The organism is Chitinophaga filiformis (assembly GCF_900102545.1).
Classification (GTDB): Bacteria; Bacteroidota; Bacteroidia; order Chitinophagales; family Chitinophagaceae; genus Chitinophaga; species Chitinophaga filiformis.
On the sequence record NZ_FNBN01000013.1, the window covers coordinates 1 to 26,847 of the forward strand.

28 protein-coding genes are annotated in these 26,847 nt (G+C 45.5%); 14 read left to right on the top strand and 14 right to left on the bottom strand.

The genetic code is table 11. The features are described from left to right. Positions 1-389 precede the first annotated feature (389 nt). The 4 genes from BLR32_RS31510 to BLR32_RS31525 all read left to right on the top strand — a co-directional run bounded on the left by BLR32_RS31510 (position 390) and on the right by BLR32_RS31525 (position 4,070). A complete protein-coding gene (locus tag BLR32_RS31510) occupies positions 390-965 on the top strand; it encodes a Crp/Fnr family transcriptional regulator (RefSeq protein WP_089838251.1) in 576 nt (191 codons plus the stop codon). A gap of 75 nt (positions 966-1,040) precedes the next feature. After that, entirely contained in the window at positions 1,041-1,448 is a 408-nt protein-coding gene (locus BLR32_RS31515; protein WP_089838253.1) for a DUF4267 domain-containing protein, read from the top strand. Continuing rightward, entirely contained in the window at positions 1,435-1,767 is a 333-nt protein-coding gene (locus BLR32_RS31520) for a hypothetical protein (RefSeq protein WP_089838254.1), read from the top strand. The genes BLR32_RS31515 and BLR32_RS31520 overlap by 14 nt, the downstream gene beginning before the upstream one ends. Before the next feature lie 149 nt (positions 1,768-1,916). Continuing rightward, positions 1,917-4,070 (top strand): GH92 family glycosyl hydrolase, encoded by a 2,154-nt coding sequence (locus BLR32_RS31525; protein WP_245705571.1) that lies wholly within the window; start codon positions 1,917-1,919, stop codon positions 4,068-4,070. Positions 4,071-4,255: 185 nt separating this feature from the next. On the opposite strand, the gene BLR32_RS31530 is transcribed toward BLR32_RS31525, so the two are convergent. Together BLR32_RS31530 and BLR32_RS31535 are read right to left on the bottom strand one after the other, a co-directional pair. Then, a complete protein-coding gene (locus BLR32_RS31530; protein WP_089838257.1) occupies positions 4,256-4,831 on the bottom strand; it encodes a hypothetical protein in 576 nt (191 codons plus the stop codon). 183 nt (positions 4,832-5,014) lie between these two features. After that, the gene (locus tag BLR32_RS31535) at positions 5,015-5,581 is read right to left on the bottom strand and encodes a DinB family protein (protein ID WP_089838259.1); all 567 of its coding nucleotides are present in this window, start codon (positions 5,579-5,581) and stop codon (positions 5,015-5,017) included. Between the two features lie 192 nt (positions 5,582-5,773). Between BLR32_RS31535 and BLR32_RS31540 the strand changes: the two genes are divergently transcribed. Next, complete coding sequence (locus BLR32_RS31540) at positions 5,774-6,340, top strand: hypothetical protein (RefSeq protein WP_089838261.1); 567 nt, start codon at positions 5,774-5,776, stop codon at positions 6,338-6,340. A 51-nt stretch (positions 6,341-6,391) separates the two neighbouring features. Here BLR32_RS31540 and BLR32_RS31545 read toward each other — a convergent pair whose 3' ends face one another. After that, positions 6,392-6,718, bottom strand: coding sequence for a hypothetical protein (locus BLR32_RS31545; protein WP_245705572.1), 327 nt, complete (start codon positions 6,716-6,718; stop codon positions 6,392-6,394). Positions 6,719-6,785: 67 nt separating this feature from the next. Between BLR32_RS31545 and BLR32_RS31550 the strand changes: the two genes are divergently transcribed. After that, entirely contained in the window at positions 6,786-7,829 is a 1,044-nt protein-coding gene (locus BLR32_RS31550) for a hypothetical protein (RefSeq protein ID WP_143011662.1), read from the top strand. An 87-nt stretch (positions 7,830-7,916) separates the two neighbouring features. Here BLR32_RS31550 and BLR32_RS31555 read toward each other — a convergent pair whose 3' ends face one another. Genes BLR32_RS31555 through BLR32_RS31565 form a run of 3 tightly spaced genes read right to left on the bottom strand, consistent with a single transcriptional unit; the run spans position 7,917 to position 10,345 of the window. Beyond that, positions 7,917-8,690, bottom strand: coding sequence for a LytR/AlgR family response regulator transcription factor (locus BLR32_RS31555; RefSeq protein ID WP_089838265.1), 774 nt, complete (start codon positions 8,688-8,690; stop codon positions 7,917-7,919). Then, positions 8,638-9,678 (bottom strand): sensor histidine kinase, encoded by a 1,041-nt coding sequence (locus BLR32_RS31560; protein WP_089838267.1) that lies wholly within the window; start codon positions 9,676-9,678, stop codon positions 8,638-8,640. Before BLR32_RS31560 ends, BLR32_RS31555 begins: the two co-directional genes overlap by 53 nt. Before the next feature lies 1 nt (position 9,679). After that, a complete protein-coding gene (locus BLR32_RS31565; protein WP_089838269.1) occupies positions 9,680-10,345 on the bottom strand; it encodes a DUF2306 domain-containing protein in 666 nt (221 codons plus the stop codon). Between the two features lie 196 nt (positions 10,346-10,541). Between BLR32_RS31565 and BLR32_RS31570 the strand changes: the two genes are divergently transcribed. The 3 genes from BLR32_RS31570 to BLR32_RS31580 all read left to right on the top strand — a co-directional run bounded on the left by BLR32_RS31570 (position 10,542) and on the right by BLR32_RS31580 (position 13,724). Continuing rightward, positions 10,542-11,177, top strand: coding sequence for an ABC transporter ATP-binding protein (locus tag BLR32_RS31570; RefSeq protein ID WP_089838271.1), 636 nt, complete (start codon positions 10,542-10,544; stop codon positions 11,175-11,177). Then, entirely contained in the window at positions 11,174-12,304 is a 1,131-nt protein-coding gene (locus tag BLR32_RS31575) for a hypothetical protein (protein ID WP_089838273.1), read from the top strand. The genes BLR32_RS31570 and BLR32_RS31575 overlap by 4 nt, the downstream gene beginning before the upstream one ends. 76 nt (positions 12,305-12,380) lie before the next feature. Further along, positions 12,381-13,724 carry a glycoside hydrolase family 27 protein gene (locus tag BLR32_RS31580; protein ID WP_089838275.1) on the top strand — a complete coding sequence of 448 codons (1,344 nt, stop codon included), beginning with the start codon at positions 12,381-12,383 and terminating at the stop codon, positions 13,722-13,724. Position 13,725: 1 nt separating this feature from the next. Here the strand turns inward: BLR32_RS31580 and BLR32_RS31585 are convergent, their stop codons facing one another. From BLR32_RS31585 to BLR32_RS31610, 6 genes are all read right to left on the bottom strand, one after another. Beyond that, entirely contained in the window at positions 13,726-14,619 is an 894-nt protein-coding gene (locus tag BLR32_RS31585; protein WP_089838465.1) for a helix-turn-helix domain-containing protein, read from the bottom strand. A 70-nt stretch (positions 14,620-14,689) separates the two neighbouring features. Next, the gene (locus tag BLR32_RS31590; RefSeq protein ID WP_089838277.1) at positions 14,690-15,508 is read right to left on the bottom strand and encodes an SDR family NAD(P)-dependent oxidoreductase; all 819 of its coding nucleotides are present in this window, start codon (positions 15,506-15,508) and stop codon (positions 14,690-14,692) included. A 143-nt stretch (positions 15,509-15,651) separates the two neighbouring features. After that, the gene (locus BLR32_RS31595) at positions 15,652-16,374 is read right to left on the bottom strand and encodes a phosphodiester glycosidase family protein (protein ID WP_089838279.1); all 723 of its coding nucleotides are present in this window, start codon (positions 16,372-16,374) and stop codon (positions 15,652-15,654) included. A 25-nt stretch (positions 16,375-16,399) separates the two neighbouring features. Further along, a complete protein-coding gene (locus tag BLR32_RS31600; RefSeq protein WP_089838281.1) occupies positions 16,400-17,425 on the bottom strand; it encodes an AAA family ATPase in 1,026 nt (341 codons plus the stop codon). Next, a complete protein-coding gene (pnuC, locus tag BLR32_RS31605; protein ID WP_089838283.1) occupies positions 17,418-18,047 on the bottom strand; it encodes a nicotinamide riboside transporter PnuC in 630 nt (209 codons plus the stop codon). Before pnuC ends, BLR32_RS31600 begins: the two co-directional genes overlap by 8 nt. Next, entirely contained in the window at positions 18,047-20,056 is a 2,010-nt protein-coding gene (locus BLR32_RS31610) for a TonB-dependent receptor (protein WP_089838285.1), read from the bottom strand. Before BLR32_RS31610 ends, pnuC begins: the two co-directional genes overlap by 1 nt. 205 nt (positions 20,057-20,261) lie before the next feature. Between BLR32_RS31610 and BLR32_RS31615 the strand changes: the two genes are divergently transcribed. Together BLR32_RS31615 and BLR32_RS31620 are read left to right on the top strand one after the other, a co-directional pair. Next, on the top strand, positions 20,262-20,894 hold the full coding sequence (locus BLR32_RS31615) for a tetratricopeptide repeat protein (protein ID WP_089838286.1): 633 nt from the start codon (positions 20,262-20,264) through the stop codon (positions 20,892-20,894). 187 nt (positions 20,895-21,081) lie between these two features. Further along, complete coding sequence (locus BLR32_RS31620; RefSeq protein ID WP_089838288.1) at positions 21,082-22,914, top strand: glycoside hydrolase family 9 protein; 1,833 nt, start codon at positions 21,082-21,084, stop codon at positions 22,912-22,914. A 59-nt stretch (positions 22,915-22,973) separates the two neighbouring features. Here BLR32_RS31620 and BLR32_RS31625 read toward each other — a convergent pair whose 3' ends face one another. Beyond that, on the bottom strand, positions 22,974-24,113 hold the full coding sequence (locus BLR32_RS31625) for a TlpA disulfide reductase family protein (RefSeq protein WP_089838290.1): 1,140 nt from the start codon (positions 24,111-24,113) through the stop codon (positions 22,974-22,976). 159 nt (positions 24,114-24,272) lie between these two features. Beyond that, the gene (locus BLR32_RS31630; RefSeq protein ID WP_089838293.1) at positions 24,273-24,692 is read right to left on the bottom strand and encodes a DUF1801 domain-containing protein; all 420 of its coding nucleotides are present in this window, start codon (positions 24,690-24,692) and stop codon (positions 24,273-24,275) included. A gap of 395 nt (positions 24,693-25,087) precedes the next feature. On the opposite strand from BLR32_RS31630, the gene BLR32_RS31635 reads away from it, so the two are divergent. From BLR32_RS31635 to BLR32_RS31645, 3 genes are all read left to right on the top strand, one after another. Beyond that, positions 25,088-25,696: a response regulator transcription factor gene (locus BLR32_RS31635; protein ID WP_089838295.1), complete on the top strand. Its 609-nt coding sequence runs from the start codon at positions 25,088-25,090 to the stop codon at positions 25,694-25,696. Between the two features lie 146 nt (positions 25,697-25,842). Next, positions 25,843-26,232 (top strand): hypothetical protein, encoded by a 390-nt coding sequence (locus tag BLR32_RS31640; protein WP_089838297.1) that lies wholly within the window; start codon positions 25,843-25,845, stop codon positions 26,230-26,232. Positions 26,233-26,247: 15 nt separating this feature from the next. Beyond that, entirely contained in the window at positions 26,248-26,820 is a 573-nt protein-coding gene (locus BLR32_RS31645) for a hypothetical protein (protein WP_089838299.1), read from the top strand. The last annotated feature ends 27 nt before the right edge of the window (positions 26,821-26,847 follow it).

Genomic DNA, 26,847 nt, shown 5'->3' on the forward strand with positions numbered 1-26,847 from the left:
GCCCCATTCCGTTTTCCCGGGGTTGCACCCCGCGCTACAAACAACGAGACCCCTGCCGGGGTCTATTGACGCGAATGATACCGGTTTGTTTTGGGTCATTCCATCGTTATGGTGGACGTCACATTCCGTTACCGGGGGTACACCATTCCGGTGCCGCGAGGTTGCACCATTCGTTGCCGCGGGTTACACCATTCGTTGCCCCGGGTTACACCATTCGTTGCCCCGGGGTTGCGCCCCAGGCTACAAACAACGCCCCCCCTGCCGGGGTCTATTGACGCGAATAATGCCTCATTGGCAATACGCTTTTACCATGTCTTTACCATGCCTTTGACATGCCTTTGATGTGTGACTTGGTACCCATTTCTGCCCTTTTTTCTTATCTTACCCCCATGTACGCAAGCCTGATCTCAGCCATCGAATATTTCATCCGTCTCGACGATACGGAAAAGGAATTTATATCCTCCCTGGTCATTCCTAAAACCTTTGCAAAAGGCGACCATCTGCTACGCGAAGGCCAGGTTTGCCGTGAAGTGGGCTTTATTGAAAAGGGATTGATCCGGTACTACCACACCAAAGACGATGGTGAGGAGATCACCGGGCACTTTGGCAGGGAAAACGAATTCACCTGTAATTATCAGAGCTTCCTCGACCATTCTATATCCCAGACAGCTATCCAGTGTCTGGAACCCAGCGAAATACTGGTGATACCCTATGATAACCTGCAAAGGATATATGAAGAAGTCAGAGAGGGACAGAAATTTGGCCGTCTTGCCTGCGAATACATTTACCTCCAGGCAATCAGTCAGTTAAGATCCATGTACAACGATGATCCCGAACAACGCTATATCAATTTTGTAAATAGCTACCCTGATCTGCAACAGCGTATACCCCAGTATTATATATCCTCTTTTGTCGGTGTCAAGCCTCCTTCACTGAGCCGCATAAGAAAAAGGCTCGCCCTGTAATTTATTAACCTGGGTGAACGAACAGGTCTGACGGCGATTCTACCTTTGATACATCAACTCAAAAATGTATCAAAAATGAAAAAAACAAGTGCTGTAATTGCTTATGTGCTCACCTTCATCACCGGTGCACTGCTTGTATTCATCGGCGCCCGCTTTCTCCTTTCGCCTAATGTGGCCGAACAGGCTTTTGGTATACAAACCGTTACCAACGATTTTTCCTTTCACTATATCAAAGGAATACGGGATCTCGCCGTCGGGATTGCCATACTGGCTATGCTGCTGACACATACTCAACGGGGCCTGGGTATCCTGTTGCTGACAGCCTCGCTTGTGCCGGTGGCCGATTTCCTGATCGTACTGAACGCCCCTGGTCATCTCACTTCACACCTGTATCCTCATTTAACCGCCATAGTACTGGGCCTGGTACTCGGATGTTATTATCTCTTCACCGCACCTAAATTTGTCGCACATGTTGCTCTTTAATACAATACTCCTGATCCATTTTCTCTGTTTTGCTGTTTATTTATGCGTACTCCTGGCACAATGGAAGGATTATGACACCCGTGTACGGAATGCTTCCGGCATGATCCTGGGCATTATCCTGCTGATTACCGGCATCGTGATGGTAGCACTCAAATATCCGCATGTGAATTACTATAAAGTTGTTCCTAAAACAGGACTGTTTGCATTGGTGACCGTTATCAATGCCCGTTTTGGAGGAAAAGTCTATACAAAACAGGCTTACTATGCACTAATCGTCATTACTCTACTGGCTGCCTGCATTGCCGTAGTCCGCGTCTAACGCATCAAATCCTTGTTATATTTAAGCGTGTGTCAGGATAAGTTCATCACTTTTTTCTGACACACGCTTTGTTATAGTCCCCCTGATTTCTATATTTAACCCCCAATAGGCAATTATAGCCTTACTCAGGTCAATAAACTTTTCGAAATATGAGGAATTCCACCGCAGGTCCTTTCATGCTTGGGCTTGCCATGCTATTTGCTGCCACGTCAGGTAAAGCTCAGTCATCTACCAGCTACACGAAATATGTCAATACTTTCGTGGGCACAGCACCACTTACTGATCCTAAGATCCTGGGATACCAGTTACCGGAAGGCTGGCGTTCATGGGCAGGGCTTACATTTCCGGGCAGCTCTCTACCGAATGCAATGGTACAGTTAAGTCCGATGACAGAATACGGGTCCGGTGCCGGATATGAATACGAGGACACCGTCATCCTGGGCTTTACACATACCAATAAAGGCCACTGGAATCTCTGCAACATTCCTATTCTGCCACTTTCCCATCCGGGCGAGAAATTCGGTTCCAGGTTCTCCCACAAAAAAGAGAGTGCTTCTCCCGGCTTTTACCAGGTCTACCTGGACGATTACGACGTGAATGTCAATCTAACCTCTACGCTCAGATGCGGATATCATCAGTATAGTTACAAAAACAATACAGGAAGACAGATATTGTTTGACCTCGCTAAAGCCAACAACAGGATCTCCGACTGGCATATTGAACAGGTGGGTAAATCTGCTTTACAGGGTTATCAGCGGGCAGGTGGGAATATCTACTTCTATGCTGTGCTGAATACGAATATCGAAAAACTGGACAAGACAGCAGAAGGCCAGCGCAACGGCTATGCTATTGTGCATTTGGCTGATGGCAGTAAAGGGCCTGTTGAATTGAAAATAGGGATATCGTTTGTAAGTACGGAGAACGCGAAGCAAAACCTTGAACAGGAGATCGGCAATAAGTCTTTCGCCGACATCCGTAATGAAGCTAACCGCAAATGGGAAACTTTGTTATCAACCATACAGGTAAAAGGCGGCACAGAAAAACAAAGAAGGATGTTCTATTCCTGCCTGTACAGGTCTTTCCTCTGGCCAGCCTTACGCAGCGATGTAAACGGAGAATTTACGGATGCCAAAGGCAAGGTAGTAAAGGGTAATTTCAACTATTATACTGAGCCATCCCTGTGGGATACCTACCGGAATAAAGATGTGCTCCTGGGCCTGGTCACTCCACAGGTGACACTCGACGTAGTTAAATCTATGAAAGAAGTGGGTGATAAAACAGGATTCATCCCTACCTTCTTCCACGGTGATCATGGCGCGTCTTCCATTGCAGGTGCTTATCTCAGGGGAATTGACAATTTTGATGTAAAAGGTACTTACGAAATACTGCTGAGGAATGCCAATGTAGAGGGCGCACGTCCGCATCTGAAAGAGTACATAGAAAAAGGGTATATCTCCGATCCGGATATTGCGGATCCGCACGTGGAAACAAAAGCTGCAGCAGGCGTATCCAAAACACTGGAATACTCATACGATGATTATTCCCTGGCCCAGATCGCAAAAAAACTGGGGGATACTGCCAACTACAGGACACTGATGGCACGGTCAAAAAACTACCGGAATATGTTTGATCCGGGCACAAGATTCATGAGAGGAAGATTAGCAGATGGATCCTGGATCAAAAATTTCAATCCGCAGTATCCCTACTACGAATACATGTACAGGGAAGCCAATGCGTGGCAGGTATCCTTCTTTGCACCGCATGATATGAAAGGACTGATCGATCTGTATGGCGGACCAAAAGGCTTCGAATCCAAACTGGATTCCCTGTTTACCGTGCCCTGGAACCCGCATTATATTGCCAGGAACGTAGAAACCATGATAGGCCAGTACTGCCATGGAAATCAGCCGGACCATGAAGCACCTTTTGCTTACTACTTCATCGGCAAACCGGAAAAATCACAGAAAATGATTGATACCATTCTGAATAGCCTGTACGGCATCGGAGACGATGGCATTGCCCTCTGCGGCATGGACGATGCAGGTGAGATGTCAGCATGGTATGTATTCAGTTCCTCCGGATTATATACCTTCTCAGCTACTGATCCTGAATACCTTGTCACCGTTCCGCTTTTCGATGAAGTAACCTGGAAAACCAGCACTGGCAAGCGGCTGACGTTGACGAAAAAGGGTAAAGGAAGAGCCCTCACCGCTATAAAGGTGAATGGAAAAGAACAGAAAGGGTACTTCGTACCGCATGATCTTTTCCGGAATGGCGGAAAGATTGAGATCGTTACTAAATAACAGGAAAATGGGATGTAGGAAAAATAGATCGAACATGCTTATAAGCGCGTAAAAATGACCTGATCCATCAGGTACGCGACTAAAAAAAAGCCAGTATCAAATTTGAAGTGTCCCCAAAAGCGTCTGACTTTTGGGGCGCACTTCAAATTAATACTGGCTCTTTTATTCATTACACCACACGGCTATCAGGGACGGCCTTTAGGCTTAGGAATTACCTTGCAACAGTTGCCGCTTTTATCCAGCGGCTGTGGCAGATAAACGCCATTTACTTTTTTATCGATCTTCTCCGTATACGCAGCATCAAACTCTATACGTCCCTTCTTAATCTCATAAAATTTAGATGGGATATAATACATTGAATCTGGCGACGGATGTGCTTCTGTCAACTCACTTCCTCCAAACTCCAGCAATTCATCATGGTCCCAGTCTTTAATATCGGAAGCCACGGCTGTCAGAATTGAATCAGCTATTGAATTGTTGATAGCGAATACATACAGCTTGTTCTTATCAGAATTATCGGCTACTTCCAAAAACAGGAACACGTTGCCACCATCTTCTACAAGACGGTTACGTTTGCTCTTGTAAACGATATCATCAGAAGCAAATTTGAAGGTTTTATTGCCATTCACGATGATCGTACCCTTGTACACAGCAATCTTCTGTTGTTTGCTGCTTGTAAAATGAAGGTTGTCCACTGGTTTCTGCGCCAAAGCCGGTAAGCAGATAAACAGGAGCAGGAGATGTCTGAGTCGAAGATGCATAGGAATATTTTTAAAATCGGCGCGTAACTTAAACAATTTTTCCCGAACCGTATCAATAACAAATCTGAAATTTTACCGTTGCCATGCTGTAGCATAATACGTCCCCACTATTGGGGAGGCACAGGCAGGAAAGCTGCTTATCCCGGCTGGCCGGCTTTCAGCTGCTGGTCAGCCATTGAACCATCAGGCTGTAAACTTGCCTCTGTCATCGAGCAGATAGGGAAAAAGTTTTTCATCAATCCTTCTCTTTTGCCGCAGGTGATGCCTCATATGCATCTCTGCAAACTGCAACCATTCAAAAGCATCAAAAAAAGCAAATCCGGGATGTTCTGTTTTTCCCTTTGCTGATGAAAGATCAATGTGCCTGAACAATTGGTTCACTTCCTCCTTAATGGATGTTAATCCCTGTAACACTTCATCCTTGCTTTGTGGTGGTCGCAGATCGATATCGTTAAAAGGATTCTCCAACGCCATATCGGGAAACTCATTGTTCTCAAACATGGTCCTGGCCAGTGAGCGCATACTCCTTTCAGCGTAACGGTTTTTTGACGCCAGCGCCACCTTCATCTGCTCCAGGTAGAATGTAGTATCCTCTATAATGTGGATATACACCTGGCCCAGCGACCATGCATCGGCCTGCGGCCTTTGACAAAGCATTTCAATAGAGTAGTTATCAAGTTGATTTATCCATTGCTGAATAGTATGGTTAAACTGTTCAAGTAATCCGGTTACGTTGTTGCTGATTTCCATATTAAAGAGGGTTTAACATCAGTGTATCCCACTTGCAATTTATTACATCCCGCGATTCACTCCAACAGCTGAAAGCGCTTTTATAAAAAGGAAATATCAACACCATAATAGCATTGAATAACAATCAGTTAACCAGCTCACAGGTAAATAGTTATTACCTTTATTCCATCATAACCAACTAAATGCCGAACAATGAAAAAGTACCTATTGCCAACGGCCGCATTACTGTGCGCCACGCTGTCGTATGGCCAGCAAAAAAATGCCCCTGGTGAGGTGGCCGCTTTCCTGTTCAGATATGCTAACACGAACTTAACAACGGCAGAAAAAAATCAGATCGCTGCTAAGCTTGGCTTTGTTCTCACGGGCAATAAAGATCTTCCTTTTGCCCAGGATAAGGAGAGCAGGGATTATCCGTTCAACGCTGTTGTTTATCCAACTGACCTGAACAAAGACGGTAAACAGGAGATCTTTGTATGGTTTGGGAACTCCTATACATCAGGCAATACCGGCTCCAGCATTTCACTGTTCATTAAAAATGCCGCCGGCACTTACGTGGATAACCTGGGCTTCCCCGGACTTGCTCCTGATGTACTTGCCACGGTCAATAAGGGATATCCTGACCTGCTCATAGGAGGGCCAGGTATGGAGTTTCCCGTCTGGAGATGGAATGGCAGGGCATACGCCTCGTTTAAAACCGTCAACAATGCCGATTATGAAAAGCTGAAGAAAACCAGTGTTGAGGCATTAGCCATCAAATAACCTTTAAGCAATTGCCCTGGCCGGGTGAGCGCAATGCGCCGGACTACAATCTTAACAATGGTCCGGTAAAGGGATATTATTGACAGATATAAGGCTGTCTAGTCTGATCACCAGCCCATTATCCATCCTCATATATTCCACTTTATTCAGGGCATATACATCTATAATACGGGCGGTAACATCCTGCTCATTGCCTTTTTCATCCCTGAATAGGATCCTGCAGATGGTACGCATGGTTGCCCAGGCCTCCAGTCGGTCATAGTAGTTGCAATCAATTGGCTGATACGGCATATCCTGTGCGTCCATAGTTTTTACTTTCCATAAAGTTACCTTTTGCCCGCTTATTTTTCCAACAATTATCCCATGACGACCGTTCATAAAGCGTAACTATTTAAGCAATGACAAGTTTACTATTTTGGAAACCACCAACAATAAAGGCTATACTATGAAGACATTGTTTCTATCGCTTTTCCTGGCTGCCGGTTTCCTTACACCGGTATTTGCTGCTCAGCCAGAGAAGGGGACCTTCGCATCTGTAAGCGGACCATTACCCGCCTCTCCTCCCGACACGAGTCTTACTATGTTCGGACGTGGTATGTATCCCGGAGACGACAGCACTTATGAGAATTTAAGGAACTCCGGTTTCAACACCGTGATCCTCTCCAGCTTCTACATCCACGCCAATGGGGATGTCTATTCCGGCGATGATCATAAGAATCCTATCATACATGATGGCCAGTATGTTGGCAGCAGAGAGTGGCTTAAATATGTCGCTTCGCTGAAACAGGCATCTTCCTCAGTAAAACGTATTGAGATCCTGCTGGAAGGCAGATGGTATAATCAGCCGCCTAATACCTACGACTACATTCAGGACTGGTATGATTCCAGCAAGACAGTTTCGGGTATTGTAACTGGGATCGGTTCTAACAGCACCCTTTATAAGATCATCAAAATAATGAAGGAAGATATCGGTGTGGATGCTATCTGTATTGACGACGAATCCGTTTACAACAGTGAATCCATTGCCAAACTGGGAGAGCTGGCAGCTCATCTCAACCTGCATATGACACTCTGCCCTTTTAAGAAAGTAAACTACTGGAAAGATATCATCTGTCGCTCTCAACCGGGCCTGATAGACGCGATCTACCTGCAATGTTATGATGGTGGCAGGTTCAATGTGCCCGGTGTCTGGAAGGAGAAACTGGAAACTACCCTTCCGGTATATCCTATCTTCCTTTGCCGTGGTGCATTCAGTACCTGCAATCCTGTACACAACAGTAAAACACCGGCAGAAATCAAAGCTGAAATGATCAGGTTCAAAAAAGACTATCCTCAGATGACCGGCGGCGCTATCTGGCAGATGGCGGATATAAAAAACTTTATAAAGAATAATTGCGCTGTACAGACCCCGGAATCTGGTACGTCTGCTACATTCAGCCAGTACATCCTCGATCTCCGGAATGGTTTGATGGAAGGTCTTAGTGAATGATCTTTAAGATATCATAAATACGGGCAAGCGTATTTTCTGCAGAAGGCCTTGTGTTCAATGAACACGGGGCCCTTCTTTTTAAAGGGATCAGGGCAGCAGTAATTTTGTTTTGATAGTATCGAGGTAGGAATAGGCGCTCTTTATTTTGGAACCCTTCGCATCATTCATCACCAGTATATAGGTGCCTTTAAAGTATTTCTGGATCTCCCTGATATTTAGTTTATTGACAATAAAACTTCTGTGTACCCGCAGGAATTCAGGTGGCAGACGGTCTTCAAGATAGCTCAGGGAGTATTCTATCAACTTCTCTTCATCCCGGGTGTGAACACTGACATACTTTTCCTTCGCTTCAAAGAAAACGATATCTCCTACATGCACCAGCTGGATCTTATCTCCCTTCTTTACGGGTATGGTGCTGATCACATCTTTCACTTCCCGTTCGCTGATTAGCTTCCGGATCTTCTCCAGCATATTCCCCTCCCCCTCTCTCCGCTCACTGATCCTTTTGATCGTGAGCGCCAGCCGTTCATCTTCTACCGGTTTCAGGAGATAGTCCAGTGAGTTTTTCTCAAAGGCCCTGATAGCATATTCTTCATAAGCCGTTACAAAAACGATCAGGGGCGTATGTTCAAGCTGATTGAGCACTTCAAAGCCATTAAATGCCGGTATCTGTATATCCAGGAATACCAGGTCGGGCCGGTGCTGATTAATAAAAGCTACAGCAGAAGGGCCATCGCCAACGGTTCCGATTATCTTAATCTGCGGGTAGGCAGACAAAGATTTTTTCAGGCGATGTATGGCCATTTCCTCATCGTCCACTAACAGGGTGGTGATTGCTTCCTGGAATAGTGATCCGGACATATTTTTCAGGCGTATTATTCAGTTCTATTTTAAAATCGTCTGCATACAGCAGCCTTAACTTATTCATCACCATCTGCAATCCCATACCCGAACCCGGTGTATCCGGGAATGCCGGTCCTGAATCAGCAATGCGTATCAGCAACTGCGTTCCTTCAATTAAGATACTTACATCGATAACACCACCGGTAGCACTGGTCTCTATACCATGTTTAACTGCATTCTCCACCAGCGGTTGTAATATGAACGAAGGTATCTGCAGATGTAATGTGGCAGGATCAGCCGTTATATGATAACTCATCCTGCTTTCATAGCGGATCTGCTGCATATGCAGGTAAGTAGTGATGATCTCCAGTTCATCCTGCACGGTATGAAAAGTAGCGCTGTCCTTATTCAGTGTAAACCTGAAAAAACGTGACAGCAACAGTACCAGTTCTTCCGCTTTCTGCGGGTCTTTGGATATAAGGCCTGCAATGGTATTATGCATGTTGTACAGGAAATGCGGATTGATCTTTGCCCGCAGCAGCTCCAATTCAAAAGCAGTTTGCTGTTGTTCTAATTGCAATACCCGGTATTGCTGATGCAGGATCCGGGCATTTAACATACTTTTCCATTCCTCACTCACATACAGCGGCATCGCCGTTACCATTACCACAAGGATGTTGAGTATATAAATGCTGCCCCCATCAAAGGCTATATACCGTTCTCCTGTCAGCAATGCCCTCATCAGGAAAGTCAGTTCGGAGCCCAGCAACGCTGCAGCCACCAGCAACACAATCATGATCATCACCTTTACGGCCTGGTAAGCGCTTATATTGGTGAAGTAATGCCGGTGATAGATGGCCAGCATCATCAGAGAGCCAATATTCACGCTGGATAACAGCGACACAATAATGCGTATTGGCCGGTGATCATAGGTAAAGAACAGATAGCTGCCAAAGGCCAATCCGATAAGGATGCAGATCAATAAAGTTTTTATAACCAGCCGCATGTTAGTCTGCTTGCAGCACCTTCGTGCTTTTGAAAAATAAGGACCTGTTGCCCAACCTGATAAAGATAACAATAATGCAGGTCAAACCGGCCATGGACGGCAGGAACTGGCTGTAGGGCTTAAACTGTGGCAGTACAGTACCGGTAAAGGCAGATGCCAGCGCACTCAAAGCACTCAGCATTTTATAAACGTGCTCGTACAACATGGCCTTTTTGCGTGCATTAGCCGGCATTATCACCCGACACAGATCGTAGATGGTCACCAGGAACAATGAACCGATGGTGGAGTAAATAACCACAGGCGCCCAATACAAACCCATCGCATATACATAATACAGGTAGTAAGCAGCTGCAGCCATCACCATCACCGGTGCCAGGTAATCAATAAACACCGGTTTTTCCCCCGCTAGCCGCATCGTTCTGATCCCGCTGAAACAATTATATCCACTGAGCAGGGTAATGACCAGCAGGAAGGTATTGCGTTTAAATACAAATACACCGGCCAGTCCTGTGATGATCACAAAGATCATCATCCACATAAAATATCGTCCCAGTATACGATGTGTTTTAACCCGTTTATTGAGGATAGCAGCAGCAAGTCCGCATAACATTGCCAGGATACCGGCACTGACGTGAATAGCGATATTGATGTGATGTATCGTTTCCATTAAATATTGATTGATAGGACAAATCAACAACAGGCGCTGATCATTCCGAATGGAATTCCGACGAAATGGGATATTTACGGATGAAACGGGTACGCCATATGGTTAAAAATTTCTTAAAAAGACTGTTTATGGCCGGGTATATTACTATCAGCACATAGATCATATTATATTTAGGCTATAACTGAAATCCCGATATATGCTGCAACTGGCAGATTTCGAAAAGTCTTACAACCATACTCCCGTCCTGCATATCCCACAACTTGAAATAGGGCCGGGTATTTACTGGATCAAAGGGGCCAATGGTTCGGGGAAAAGTACATTACTGAAAGCCATTGCCGGTATTATTGATTTCTCGGGAGATATCCTGCTGAATAATACCAGCATCAAAAAACAGGCGGTCGACTACCGCAGGCAGGTCAACTTCGCAGAAGCAGAACCGGTCTTTCCCGAGTTCCTGACCGGCAGGGAAATGCTGGCCTTGTTCATGACCGCCAAACAGGCGCCTGCCGGACAAGCAGACGCCTACCTGGAAAGCATGCAGATGCAGGCATATCTTGATCAGCCCTTAGGCGCCTATTCCAGTGGCATGCTTAAAAAGCTGTCCCTGTTGCTGGCATTTATAGGTACTCCCCGCCTGATACTGCTGGACGAACCACTGATCACCTTAGATATTGCTTCGCTGGCTATTCTGTACGACTGGATAAAGGAACGGCAGCAGACGCAGGGGACTTCCTTTCTCTTGTCTTCACACCAGCCGTTGGAACAAAATACCCTGGCTATCAGTGGTACGCTTCATGTAGCAGATAAAACAGCAAAATGGCTTCCCGGATGATCTCTCCACTCACAATTGTACTGACCAAAATATTCTCCCGGGGCTTTTACAGAGCTAATGCGGGATCACTGCTATTCTTCTTTGTGGTGGTGATCAGCTATGCTATCTTTATCACCCCCGCCGGCACTATGTCGCACGACACCTTCCAGTTGTACGAGCTGATCGTAATGATGACACTTATCAGTAACCCGGTAGCGATGACTGCTATCTTCTTTGCCTGGTTGCTCTATACCCTGAAAAGCTGGCAATATGTAACGGGGCAATTGACAGTGCCAGAGAATGGCTTTCTGTACTATAGCAGCACGGCGCTCAGTAAATTCAGGCAACTTCGCAGCTGGTGGTGGATGCAGTTTGTGATTACACTACCTATTACTGTCTACGGACTGCTGTCGGTGATATTCGGTATCGTCTATCATCAGTATCTCCTGCCGTTTATTACTATATTATATCTCTTCCTGCTCATCACTGTCAGTGCAGCGCTCTATGTATGGCTGGCTAACCGCTTATCTGCCGGAACGCCTGCGCCTATTACCCTGCGACTGCCAATACGGTGGAAGAAACCTTTCTTTAGTCTATTCCTTTACCACATCATTCACAGGATAAAACTGGGCGGCCTGCTGACGAAAATATTCTCCTTGTTCTGTCTTGCCAGTGGTGCCTATTCCCTATTCAGCGGTAACCGGCAGGATACCCGCGTAGCTGGTTTGCTGGTACTGACCGCCGTAGCCGGACACCTTTACCTGATCTACCAGGAGCACCGTTTTGAGGTAATGACACTCGCCTTCTCAAGGAACTTCCCTTACAGCCGTAACAGGCATTTCGGGTATATGGCGCTTCGTTATGTGTTGTTATTATTACCGGAGATGGTTTTCCTGGCTATTACAGCTCCTTCTCCAATGACATTCGTCCTGCTGGCATATGCCATCAGTGTCATGTTATTCTTCCGGAGTTTATTGTATTGGCTGGGGCTGAATATGAATGTCTACCTGCCGGTAGTTTTCGCAGTATATATCGTGTTATTCTGGCTGATCATGTATGGCTATTTATGGCAATCTGCCGGTGTGTTATTACTCCTTTCGTATGGACTGTTTTACTCCAGGTATTATAAATTACCTCCTATCGAATAGACAACAACCCTGACCGGGTCTATAAAAAATATCATTTAAATGTCTTTTTAACACTTTTTATTATTACTTTGGAGCAATGAAAAACTCACTACTTATCATTGCCTTTGCTCTTTTGGGTAGCAGTACATTTGCACAACAAAAGACGGATTTCCACACCTGGGCTGCCACACCTCCTATGGGCTGGAACAGCTGGGATTGTTACGGTCCTACCGTTACAGAAACTGAAGTAAAAGCCAATGCGGATTATATGTCCAGCTACATGAAAAAGTCCGGCTGGGAATATATTGTTGTAGACATCCGCTGGTACGTAACCAACGACAAATCCCACGGTTATAATGAAACCAATCCTGACTACAATATAGATGCATACGGTCGCTTTATACCCTCTGTGGCCCGCTTTCCTTCTGCTGCGGGTGGAAAGGGATTCAAACCGCTGGCCGATTATCTGCACAGTAAAGGACTGAAATTCGGTATCCATATTATGCGGGGTATCCCGGTGATTGCTGTAAAACAGGGACTGCCTATTAAAGGAAGTAAGGCGACTGCCAAAGATATCTACTCAGAAAAGGACCAGTGTAAATGGCTGCATGACATGTACACCATCGTTCCCGGTAAAGAAGGGTCACAGGAATATTACAATTCGATCTTCGAGCTATATGCCTCCTGGGGACTTGATTTTGTGAAAGTGGATGACCTCTCCGCTCCTATTTATTTCGCAGAAGAAATAGAGATGATCCGGAAGGCCATTAACCGTACCGGTCGTAAGATCGTGTTAAGTACATCTCCCGGGGAAACGCCGATTGCGAATGGAGCACATGTACAGCAACATGCTAATATGTGGCGTACGGTGAATGATTTCTGGGATAACTGGAAACCTTTGAACGAGCATTTTGAAGTGTTTGAACGCTGGAATCAATGGCGTGCGCCAGGTGCATGGCCTGACGGGGATATGTTGCCACTGGGACGTATTGGTATCCGTGCAGAAGTGGGAAATCCACGTATGACAGCTTTCACGAAGGATGAACAGTATACCCTGATGACACTCTGGTCCATTTTCAGATCGCCCCTGATGTTTGGTGGCAATCTACCGGATAACGACCCATTCACGCTTTCCCTGATCACCAATAAGAACGTATTATCTGTTCTGAATAAGAGCAAAAACAATAAGCCTGTTCTTAACGATACTACCAAAGCCATCTGGACAGCTGAACCTACTGACAAACCAGGTAAATACCTGGCGGTTTTCAACAGAACGGAGCAGAAAATGCCGGTTAGTGTTGACCTGTCATCTTACGGCTTTCCGTCTTCCTGCACCATCACCGATCTCTGGACGGGTAAGGTACTTGGCAAATTCTCCGGCACTTTTACTCCGGATATCAATGCCCACGGAGCAGGTCTGTACCTCGTTTCCGGCAAATAAGCTACATGCTGGTAGTCTGCTGCTTGAACTTATTGGGACTCATCCCTACTTCTTTCTTAAACAAACGGGAGAAGTAGGGAGGATTCTCGAAACCCAGGTTATAGGCTATTTCTGCCACACTCTGGTCAGCTGATTTCAAGAGGTTCTTCGCCTCCGAGATCAGGAAAATGTGGATCAGTTCTATAGCGGTCTTACCGGTTTCCTGCTTCAGCAGGTCGCTTAAATAACGGGGAGAAAGATGTAACTGGTCCGCCATGAAATTTACGGAGGGCAGGCCTTTATCCTGTAACAGTCTACCACCAAAGTACTCTGTCAGAATAGTATTGAACCGGGAAACCGTCTTGCCGGCCATAGTGGTTCGGTGAATGAACTGCCTTTTGTAAAAGCGCTGAGCATATTGCAGAATGGAACTGATATGCGCGAGTATGATATTCCGGCTGTATTCATCCTCGTTGTTATGATATTCTATTTCAATCTTCCCGTACAGGTCCTTGATAATATCTTCCTCTTTAGGAGACAGGTGGAGCGCCTCATCTACTTCATAGTCAAAGAAGCCGTATTTTTTGATCTCTGAATGGAGCACATGTCCATTAATAAAGTCTTCGTGAATGAACATCAGAAGCCCCTCCTCCTCAAATTCCAATCCGGTCATTTGAATGATCTGCCTGGGTCCGACGAATGACATGGAGCCGTTCTGGTGATCATATGCTGTTTTTCCATACCTGAATACTCCTGCTTTCAGTTTCTTGAATCCGATCATATAAAAGTCGCTGGTGAAAGCGCGGTCACCTATAGTACAGGTTTTGTCACAGCGGTAAATGCTGAACTGCGGATTCTCGGGGGGAGGAAACCCATTCGCACGGTGCATGTCACTCAGGTTGCTGAAGTGCGTCATATGATCTGTTTTTAAGCCGGAACTATGTGTAGTACATAGTTCCGGCAAGTAATGTTTTACGTTAATTTCATTAAAATCCATGAGCAGCCACGGAAACCTCTTTCCATTCCTCTACGCTGGCCAGGCGCTGTGCATATACCTCTTTTACAAGATTATAGGCTACTTTACCGAACAATACGCGTAATGGAGGATTCGGACTGTCTACCACTTTCAGGAGAGCATCTACGGTTGCTTCGGGCTTACCCCACATGTCAGGCGTAGTACCTTCTGAAAAAGCCTGTTTCAACGGGCCATATAATTCCAGTCCCTGGGTCTGAGAAGCTGATGCACCAGACCAGTCTGTTGAATAGCCATTAGGTTCTATCATGGTCACATTGATCCCGAATTGTTTCACCTCTGTTGCTAATGTTTCGCTCAATCCTTCTACTGCAAATTTAGATGCATTATACAAACCAAGCACAGGTAAAGTTACCAGTCCGAGAATACTGGATACCTGGATGATATGACCACTTTTCTGTTCCCTCATCACCGGCAGTACCGCCTGGCTCAACCAGAGAAGGCCGAAAAAGTTAGTTTCCATCTGGGCCCTTGCTTCCTGTTCACTTGTTTCTTCTACTGCACCGAATAAACCATAACCAGCATTGTTGATCAATATGTCAATCCTGCCAAAATGAGCCTTTGCTTTTGCCACAGCCGCAAAGCTGGCTTCTCTGCTGTTTACGTCCAGTTCCAGCGGAAGAACAGCGTTGCCGTATTGTTTTACAAGATCATTTAATGTATCAAGATTTCTTGCCGTAGCAACTACTTTGTCTCCTCTTTTCAGGAAGGCTTCTGCCCATAACTTACCAAATCCGCGGGACGCACCGGTAATAAAAATTGTCTTTGCCATTGTTTATATTATTTGATGACAAAGCTATTTCAGACCATTTGGTTTATTTTATACAAAAGTAGGGAATAAATACACATTTTTACGTGAGGGCTGCAAATGGAGCCACTGGCGGGTACCGGAGGTCTCAGGCGATATGCTGTGTTTCATTCGGGTTCACTTACTCCGACAATGACTCCGAAATTACCATCAGTCTGTATCCAATTTTGCGCAGGAAGATATGTTCTCGATACAAAGCCATCCAGGTAGAGGGCCTGTTTACATCCCAGGCGCTTGAAATAATCGGCAAAATCATAGAAATTGATGTCCGACTTCGACATAGCAAAGACCAGCCTGCCGTCTGGCAACAGGCCTACCCCATTCCGGATATTTACGTTGACGGAGCCTTTTTTAAAAGCAGGATGAATATCTCCGTCGATAAGCAGCATAGGTCCCGACTGAGTGGCATACCAGATCTGCCTGTTATACTTAAATTCAGGAGTGGTACATATGTTGGCCTTCCCTTCTTTCGTGATGTATAGCACACCATTGGGTTTCAGGTAAAAGTTACCATTGCCTGATGAGGTATCTAAGGGAGTCTCTGTAACCTGCTCCCTGATAAAAAGCCCTACCGGCGACTGATCAGGTTTAAACATACCTCCATTGGTGGCAAATACCAGCTTACGGTGTTGTTTCGCCAGCAGTTCTTTCAGGTGTTGAATACTTCCCAGGAATTGTGCCTTATCATCCTTCCAGTAAAAGCGGAGGTCCTGTACTTTGGGATCCACGGTATAACTTACAATGTTATCTTCAGTAGTAGTTTTATGTATAATGGCAACAGCAATGACTGTTAACAAAACAAGTGTCAGGGATAGAAAGATGCGTTTCATATACCTGTAATTTATTAAAAAAGGCTCATACCTGCTGCAGTCTTCCGGCAAAAGAAAGCCAGTTTTCCATCCTGCGCTGCATCAATTGTTCTATCAGTGTGACTGCCTGTTCAAAGCGTTCGTCCCAGTCGCCTTTGATCTCCTCATAACTAATCCCATACTTCTCCAGTATCCGGCGATGCGACAGATCGAGTAAATCCCGCTCCTCCTTCTCCAGTCTGGTCCCATCCTGCACATAAGGAGCATCATTATTGAGGTAAAGGTATAAGTCAGCCTTATTACTCTGAAGGATGGACGGGGCAATATCCAGCACTGCTCCGAAAGCATATTCACCATACGATAAGGTAATATAAATATCCGTATCAATGATAAGCAGGGGACTATCCCCTATGGATTGCTGATCGATACGTCTGGCATGCTCCTTCGCTATCAGATACAGATCATGGATGCCAAAGTTATTGGAATCTTCCACGATATCCCTGCCGGCCTCCATTACTGCACCGCAGTTAAAATGAGCGGCCAATCTGCCGGTCAATGTTGTTTTGCCCGTCGACTCAGTACCCAGCAGCACTACTTTTGTGATCAGGGAGGCTTTTACACGCTCGGGCAGATATGTCCAGGTGGCAGGCAGATTCGCTCTGATCTTCGTTGCAGACACCGGATACTGGCTTTTCTGCATATCAAAGGGTATATGTGTGATCCCCATATAATCAGCCACCAGTTCCCCATAAGGTTCTGAGGTAACGACTATATTGTGATCAGGGAAAAGCAGTTTAAACTGTGCTGCCCACACAGCTGACACCGATGCGGATGTTTCGGAAGTATTAGGCAATGAACGCTCGTCATACTGATATAGTATCACCTTTACCCGTGGCTCGTCCCTGAAAGTTGCTTCCACCCATAATTGACGTACCTCAGCCGGCAATGTTTCCAGGTTACTGCAACATACCAGTACAGATACGGTATCACAATGGGACAAGGCAAACCTGATCATTGCCTCATGTCCTTTATGAAAGGGCATAAATTTTCCGAAGACAAAGCCTTTACGCATACATCATTTTTTTCCGCCATTGTAATAATCCATAGGTGGCCAGTCCTAAAAACACTACATATTCCAGTGATAAGAAATAAACTCCTTTGATGAGATATAATACAACGCTCACTACATCTACCACAATCCACAGTATCCATGTCTCTACCCGTTTCTTTGCCAGCAGGAAAGTAGCCAGCATACTTGCTACCATCACAAAGGAATCTGCATAGGGATAGGTAGTGGGCAATGGGAAATAAGCAGGCATCCAGTGATGGAATTGCTGAATAATGATGCCTGTCAATATAGTGCCCGCCAGCAATGTAATGCCATATACCGTGACCATCCTGCCCGGCATTCTGCTGATGGGTACTTCTTCCGTTTTATTCTGCCAGTTATACCAGCCAAAAACAGTGACTACCAGGAAGAAAACCTGTAACAGCATATCAGCATACAGCTGTATCTGGAAGAATAATCCAAACAATGCAATCTCATTGATGATACCTGTAGGCCATGTCAGTACATTGGCTTTTGACGCATAATACACAGAGATCAATCCGAAGACCGTCCCTATCAGTTCAATATAACTGATAGGATATCCCGGTACATGAATGGCAATATTGGTAACGTCAAAAAAATTCATCAGAAGCTGTATTTAAATGCAACATACACATTCCGTGGCGCCTGTACAAAATACTTGCGGGTTCCATCTGCTTCTACATATCCATCGTTGTAATACTTCGCGCCGGCAATGTTATTGACAAACATTGAGAGCGTACAACCTGCAAGTGTATACTGTGCTCTCGTATTCAGCAATACATATCCCTTCACAGCTGCTTCGTTCGCAAAGTCTATATATGCACGATGCTGATACCTGCCTGATACGGCTACGCCCAATCGCTTATGCCGGTAAGCCACCTCCTGGTTAATGATCAGGGCAGGCGTTAATATAGGACTAAAGGATGTTGTCTGCTCCTTAATACGGCTATGATTGAATGAAGAGTTGTTTGTAAAACTGAAAGCACCCAGCTGGTAAGCAGCATATAACTCAATACCTGTGCGGTAACTGCTTTCTACTTTATTGGTCAGTAGCAGTCCGTTCGGACCTACCTGTCCGTTTAACACGATCTCATTTTTGAAATCCATATAATATCCATTCAGCTGCAGGGCGAAATTACGCTGCTGCAAACGGATACCCAGTTCATGATCTACGACTGATTCTGCATCACGGTTATAGATGATAGCCTTACCCGTACTATCTGCCGTCAAATCATCATTACCACCAAAAATGTCATTGCGTGTTGGTTCCCTGCCTGTTCTTCCGGCACTGTAGTATATACTGGCATGATCATTTACAGCGAAGCTCACACCGGCTTTTGGATTCAGGAAATGCCAGTCCATTTTATCAAAGGGCACACTGCCTTTATAGTCGAAAGTAGTATAGCGGTATTGCAGATCTGCATACAGGGTGAAACGGTGTAACTGATATTCTACTTTACTGAAAGCACTGATCTCATTCTTATAACCATCATTCTGATACAGCCTGCCCAACTGGCCATCGGTACCTGTATGCTGCCGGGTATACAGGTTGCCATGTATACCACTTGTCCATTTGAAACGGTCATAAGTCAGTGTGTAATTACAGAAGAATCCTCCAAAATGAGACCGGAAATCGTAATTGAACAGGTTTCCATCACTTTCCAGACCAAGGTAATTGTTCAGGTCAAAATCATAGCCACCTTTCAGGTAGGTGTAATACAGGCTGGAACTAACCGTCGCATGACCGGAAGGCTGCCATATATTCTGTAATTGTACCAGTCCCTGGAAAAAGCGGTCCTTTTCGGCCTTCGTATTGGCATTCGACCTTCTGTCTTTGGCGATCAGGGAGTCTGCTACTGCCAGCCAGGCCATGCCGTTCTGCTGGTGTCCGGCCACGATATTGAGCTTCCAGGTACTTTTATCGTAATACAATCCTCCGCTGACAAATACAGACTGGGAGTTGTTGGAAGAGTGATATTTATATCCGTCTGTATATACCTGTGAAGCGCGTACATACAGGGATTTCCTGTTCTTTATGGCGCTCTGATGCTCGGCGAATACCCGGAAGCTGTTATAGGACCCATAGCCTATACCAAGGTTGGTACTGGCAGTATTTCCAGCTTCCGGTGAGAACAGTTGTACACTACCGGCATAACTGGCAGCGCCGTTCTTGGAGGTGCCCACTCCCCGCTGTACCTGCAACCGGCTTACCGAATTCAGGATATCCGGGTAATTGGAAAAATAGGCGCCCTGGTCTTCTGGTTCATTCAATGGCATACCATCCAGGGTGGTATTGATCCGGGTCTGGTCCATTCCTCTCAGGCGGTAATACGAGTAGCCCTGCATGTTACCTGCATCGGAATACACGGTAATGGAAGGCGTTTCTGATAAAAGAAAGGAGGGCTCCTGTCCGGTATTCTTTTCATCCAGCACTTTCATATTCAGGTTCTGATATGTTACAGGGGTGGCACTACCGGCCTGATAGGTAACAACGATCTCCTTTAAATGCTGGCTGCTGTCTCTTCTGTTCGTTAAGGTATCCTGGGCATCGGCTAACAAAGGCAATAGCAGGGCTGAAACTGTGATAGCTCTCACATGACTAAAAATGGGCATAGGGAAAAATTGTAATAATTACACAAATATATTAAGATGCGGGGGAGATAGATTAACATGTTCGTGTAAGTTATACCGATAATTGGCACTTCAGGTGAAAAATTGACGCTCCGGGTGAAAATAATGTTTATATTTATCCTCCGGCGCGGGCTATGCCACACTGAAATCTCTACCTTAGAATGCGTTTTATCCCAAATTTTGCGATATGAAAAGCGATGCACCACTCCTCAATAAGTTAGAGCAGAACAGACGATTCCTGTTAGGATATCACCTGGCTTTTGAAACAGCTACACAGAGGAAAAACTGGCGACAAATTGTGCTGTTGTGGTTTTCCGCTGCTTCTGCCGGTCATCTGAGGGCACAGTTCTATCTGGGCACCTGTTATGATTATGGCCGAGGTGTGGAGAAAGATCCTGCCAGTGCTTACAAATGGTACTTAAAGGCAGCCCTGAAGGGGCATATGGAATCCCAATATAATGTTGGGTTCTTTTACCGGGAGGGCGAGGTCGTAAAGCAGAACGACAAGAAAGCCGTATACTGGTACAAACTAGCTGCTGCACAAGGCGACACCGAGGCTGAAAGAGACCTGGGATACTGTTATTTCTATGGCTATGGCGTAAAAAAAGACGAGCAGAAGGCTGTCTTCTGGTATAAGAAAGCTGCAGCCAAAGACGACGCCAAGGCCTTGTACAATCTGGGCTTGTGTTATAAACACGGCGATGGCGTCAGAAAGTCCCAGCGTTGGGCGAAATATTATTTTGAGCGGGCTGCCCGGCTGGGTAACAGCGCCGCCTCCCTGCAACTGCGGGAAATTATGACCACCGGTCTATTCTCCTGATCATATCAAATCACCGGCTACTATCCTAATCCTTTTCCTGCTTGCCGGCTGGAGCCAGGTACATCAATCTACTCCATCCTGAAACCCACCCGTGTAAAAAAACAAAATCAACCGGATCCTTGACTTATATTAGGGAACGTTATTGTATCGTCCGCTTATATCATTACCTCTTCATTAAATTATGACCATGAGATCCTTCAGCACGCTTGTACTGTTTATGTTCCTGCTATGGCCGGGAATATTGACAGCCCAGTCCACGAAACTGATCACTAACCACGTTGGATACGAGTACAGCAAATCAAAACGCGCCATTATGATGGCGGAAACCAAAGTCGCCGTAGAAAATTTTGAACTGATAGACGCCACTACAGGCCGGAAAGTATTTACCGGGAAACCTGTTTACAGCGGTCCGGTCAACAAATGGAAAAACTGGCTGTTCTGGACCATCGACTTCAGTGACTATAAGACGCCCGGCAGCTATTTTTTACGGGCAACAGTCGCCGGTCAGCCTGTTCAGTCTTATCCTTTCACTATTGGCAAAAATGTACTGGAACAGGCCACTATCTCCGATGTGATCTATTATTTCAAAGGACAAAGAAGTTCTGGCCTGCTGGACCAGGCAGACCATCACCTGCTGCTCTCCGGAAAAACAACTGATACCATCGATGCGCATGGCGGCTGGTACGACGCCACTGGTGATTATGGTAAACACCTCTCCCACCTGTCCTTCTCCAGTTACTTCAATCCGCAGCAGGTATCACTCACCGTATGGAGCCTGCTGAAAACATATGATCTGCTGAAAAGAAAACCGGGCACTGACTACAGGCAATATATCCGGCGGGTGCTGGATGAGGCCCTGTATGGCGCGGATTACCTCGTACGACTGAAAGCGCCCGGTGGTTCTTTCTACCGCTCTGTGTCTGCACCGGGTCCAGGTAAACTGGCGAAAGACCGTACTATCCGGGCGGAAGACAAAGGCTACAGGATCAAACAATCCAAAGATCAATCCTTTAGTGCAGGTACGGCCCCTGAGACCAACAACTGGCGCAGCTACCAGTCCAGTTACCGCTCCGGCGCCGGCGTTTCTATTGCTGCATTGGCAATAGCATCCACTTATGATACCTCCGGTGAATTCACCAATAAAGACTATCTGAAAGCGGCAGAAGATGCCTTCGCCTTCCTGGAAAAAGAGAACCCATTAATGACCAATGATGGCAAGGAAAATATCGTAGATGATTACTGCGCCCTTAGCGCCGCAACAGAGCTCTATAAAGCTACTAAGAAGCCCATATACCTCGAGGCGGCCAATAAGCGTGCAAACGGGCTTATAAACAGGTTAATCAGCAAGGGTAAATACACCTACTTCAGGGCGGATGAAAAAGACAGACCCTTCTTCCATCCTTCTGATGCGGGGCTACCCATTGTGAGCCTCCTGAATTACTATCCGCTGGCTGCAGCTGACGTACAGGCATCACTGAAAACGGTTATCCGGAAATATATGCAATATGAACTGGCCCTGACAGCCGAAGTAAACAATCCTTTCGGATACAGCCGCCAATATACCGAAGACACTGCCGGCATCAGGAAAACAGCCTTCTTCTTCCCGCATGGCAGTGAGGCGTCTCCATGGTGGCAGGGCGAAAACGCAAGACTCGGTTCCGTTGCTACTGCCGCCAGAATGGCTGCACATTTCTTTAAGGAAGACAAACCATTCCATGATAGCCTGGAAAACCTTGCCTTGAATCAGCTAAACTGGATACTGGGACTGAATCCCTATGATGCCTGCATGCTGCAGGGCACGGGCCATAACAATCCGGCCTATGGTTTCTTTGGTACTTTTGAGTATACCAATGCACCGGGAGGTATTGTGAATGGCATCACTTCCGGACTGGAAAACGAAGATGACATCGACTTTAATCTGTCTTACGCTATGACAAAGAAAGACTACGACTGGCGCTGGGCAGAACAATGGCTGCCGCATGCCGCCTGGTACCTGCTGGCTGTTGCAGTGAATGAATAAAACAAAAGCGGTGCAGGCTTATACAACCTGCACCGCTTTTAAATGAAGTCCCTCTATCACTAGTTCAGCAACTCCGCTAATTTCTTGTTCAGTGATTCTCCTCTCAGGTTATTCCCAATGACCTTTCCATCAGGACCAATCAGGAAACCGGCCGGCACTGCTGTTACACCATACAGTATGGCAGCTTCGTTAGACCATCCTTTCAGATCAGATACATGAATCCAGGGAACGCCATCTTTCTCGATCGCATCTTCCCATTTCTTCTTATCGCTATCCAGGGATACCGCGAGGATCTCAAAACCCTTGTCCTTATACAGCTTGTACTGTTCTTTCAGATTAGGATTCTCTGCACGACAGGGGGCGCACCAGCTTGCCCAGAACTCCAGCAGCACTGTTTTGCCTCTCAGGTCTTTCAGTGAAACAGGATTCCCTTTCACATTTTTCATGGCAAAGATGGGCGCTACAGCTCCTTTAGCGGTCAGTTGTACTGACTTGATACGCTGATCTACCTCCTTCCCTTTTTTGGAATTACGGTATTTCGCATTCAGTCCATTGTAGATAGGCGTGATCTCTGTCATATCCTTTTTAAAGGTCATCGCTTCTGACAATGCAATCAATGCGAAAACAGAATTCGGATGTTCTTTCGCAAACAGCAGCTGTTTCTCTGCCCTGTCATTGACACGCTGGCGAAACCGCTGGTCAACGGCTTTTACAAAATTGGAATCAGCGCGCTGCGCTTCTGTACCTGCTGCAAAATCAGCATTTGCATCTTTGGTAATAGACATGATGGTGCCGCCAATCACTTTGTTGTAAGCGTCTTCTTCCTCATGTACTTTAGAGCCGGTAAATACCGCATTACTCAGCGAGTCTTTCGAGCTGATGACGATGTTTTCTTTACCAAACTGGAAATAGATCACATCTCCCGTATACACTGCCTTCATTTTCCCGTCTCCGTTATGCGCAAGCGCCATACGACAGGTAGCTACTCCGGATAATTCCCCTGTAAACTTGAAGGTGCCGTCTATAACATCTGCGGAATCTTCCCTGCCACCTCCGGCATTCAGGAAATCGGTGTAGTCGAAATAAACTCTGGCGGGTGCGTTGATATGACCTATTTTACCCGTAATGGAAAAGGTGTTGGATTGGGCCTTTGCGAGCATGGGTAAAAGTGCTGCAAAGAGCAAAACTTGTTTTTTCATGGTTGATTCTGGTAAATTGGTTGGTTGCCTCTAAGCTAATAAATGAAAACAATAAAGATTGTTAACGAATATTAAAGCTGCGAATAACTTCTTTCTGTTGACTTTACACACAACAGAGCGCGCACCAGCCTACCAATAAGACATACTAAACAACCTGTATCATTTATTGGGGTACTTCTTTTGCAGATAGGCAGCAGATTCTTTTACCAGTTGTTCCAGCACCTGGCTGTCTACGTCAGACAGCATTTTAATATAAAGACATCCTTTACCGGCCTTGTATTTTCCCAGTTTATCAAGTAAGGTCTGACGATTTTCGAAACCCATCACATACAATGAGATATTCTGCTTACGTGGTGAAAAGCCGGCCAGACAGGAATAACCTTCATGACCACTTTCGTACTTATAGTGATATTGCCCGAAACCTACAATACTGCCACCCCACATTACGGGAGGGAAGGCGGTAGCCTTTTCCATTAATCTTACGAGGTCAAAACAATCCTTCCGCACGTTTTCGTCAGCTACACCGTCCAGGAAGTTTGCGACTGTCTGTTCGGTTGGTTTGGTTTTTTGTTCTGCCATACACGGGGTTTTTATTTGTGTGTAAAGTTAACAAAAAAGATAGCCCCTCTCACCTGCGCAGATGAGAGGGACTATCCTCAACTTAAAAACCACCGGCTGATTGCAGGTAGGTCTAAACAAGGCCTTTCGCCATCCGGGCCACAAGCAGACAAACTATCAATGCAAAATGAAAATCGTGTACCCCTGTAGATGGAGTGTCCGTAATACCTATACGAAAAGGTTATTTTCGCCATAAAATTAGCATGGCATCCCTCGTTCATTCATAGTAAATATTTGACATACTTGTAGTACAATTACTACAGGCTGTCGATTGACATTACATAATAAAATATTATAACTTTGTTTTATATACCTAAAAGACGTAAGTAACCATATACCTATTTATACGTTGATGAATGAACTATATCCTTATTGCCCATGAACCCTCCATCGCACGCGATGGACTTTCTCAGATCATCACCATGTTACCCGCACCCGTTACGGTGCTAATGGTAGTAACTGCAGATGATGTCATGGCAGCTATGAAAAAACAGACTTTTAACCTGCTTATCCTGAGCAGATATTTTCCGGGTATTGATACCCTGTCGATGATGAATGCGATCAGAAAACAATCTCCTGCTACCAGGATATTGCTTTATTCTTCGCATAGTGAGAAAGCTATGATCATTGATTCATTATACCAGGAAGCAGATGCCTGTCTCAGTAAAAATTCGACAGCAGAAGAAATACAACTGACACTCTCCTCCCTGCTGAAGGAAGAAAAGGAAATGCCTTTGTACGTGCCCTCGTCTGCCAATCCTTTAGCACAACTCTCTTCCCGGGAAATAGAGGTGATGAACCTCCTGATAAAGGGACTTCCCTTACTGAAAATTGCGGCAAAAATGGAATTGCAGCTGACAACAGTAAGCACTTACAAGACCCGTATTTTTAAAAAACTGGAAATCAATTCCATAGTAGAGCTGCTGGAAAAGATCAATATCTATGGCGCGCGAAAAGCTGTATAGATCAACTAAATAACACAGCTGGCAGGCATTTCAGGCTAATAAATTAAATTTTTATCATTTGAATATTATTTTTAACTTTATATCCCAGCTTTCCTGCCAGCTGTGTATATATACTATTATTAATAGCCCCAAACCCCGATTTTCCAATGGACAAGTCACTTCGTATTGTTATCTACATCGTACTCGGACTCACATGTATCAACGCACTCATTACTTTCTTTGAGAAAAGCCAGTTAAAACAGATCCAGAAGAATATCGAAGCATCTCAGAGAAATATTGACACCGCGCTGAATTACATCAATGCCTCCCGCGCAAGACTGGATTCTTTACAGGGAGATGTTGACAAGTTCAAGTATTACATCAAGAACATCCAGACCAACGTCTCCATTTTAAACACTAAAAAGGAGATAGAGGAAGCTAAGTCAAATGCCAAACTGAAACAGACACTGGAAGAACTGAATGAAAAAGTGAAGAATTTCAAAGAAGAGCTGAAGGAGACCGACAGTCTTCCCCCAATTGAAGTAAAACCCCTGTAAACTGACATTACACATATGAAACCATTAACCTTGCACAAGCTGCTGCCTGCGATATTTTTCTGCCTGGCCGTCACACAGGGATACTCGCAGGATCGCCTCAAGACATTTAAAGACAGCTCCGGCATCAGCCTGTATACCATTTACCGGGGCGACACATTGCTCATTCAATGTGATACCGCATTTATATTGAACAGGGCGACCTTCCACATCTACAAGAATTACTATGATAAAGTCCGCCTGAAAAGTACTTCTTTCCAGGGTATTATGGATAGTTATGAAAGTATGATACACCAACAGGACACTATGCTGAAACAGAAAGAGTTCTATTACCAGCAACTGAAACAGCAGTTCGACTCCCTGTCGGGCAGCTCCCTCGCTTTTATGGATAGAACCAGCATAAGCCTGAAAGGTATCTCAGCGTCCCTGGATAAAGCTACTACCAGCCTGGTAGAGACACAAAAGCTCCTGGAAGATTCCCGTAAGATGCTGGAAGACGAACGCAGGAAACGCAATTCCAGGGCCCTGAAATTCGGTATCGGCGGAGCAGTGATAGGAGCACTTGTCGCAGCGCTGATAGCCGGCAATTAGGGCTCCCAGCCTTATTAAATGACATTT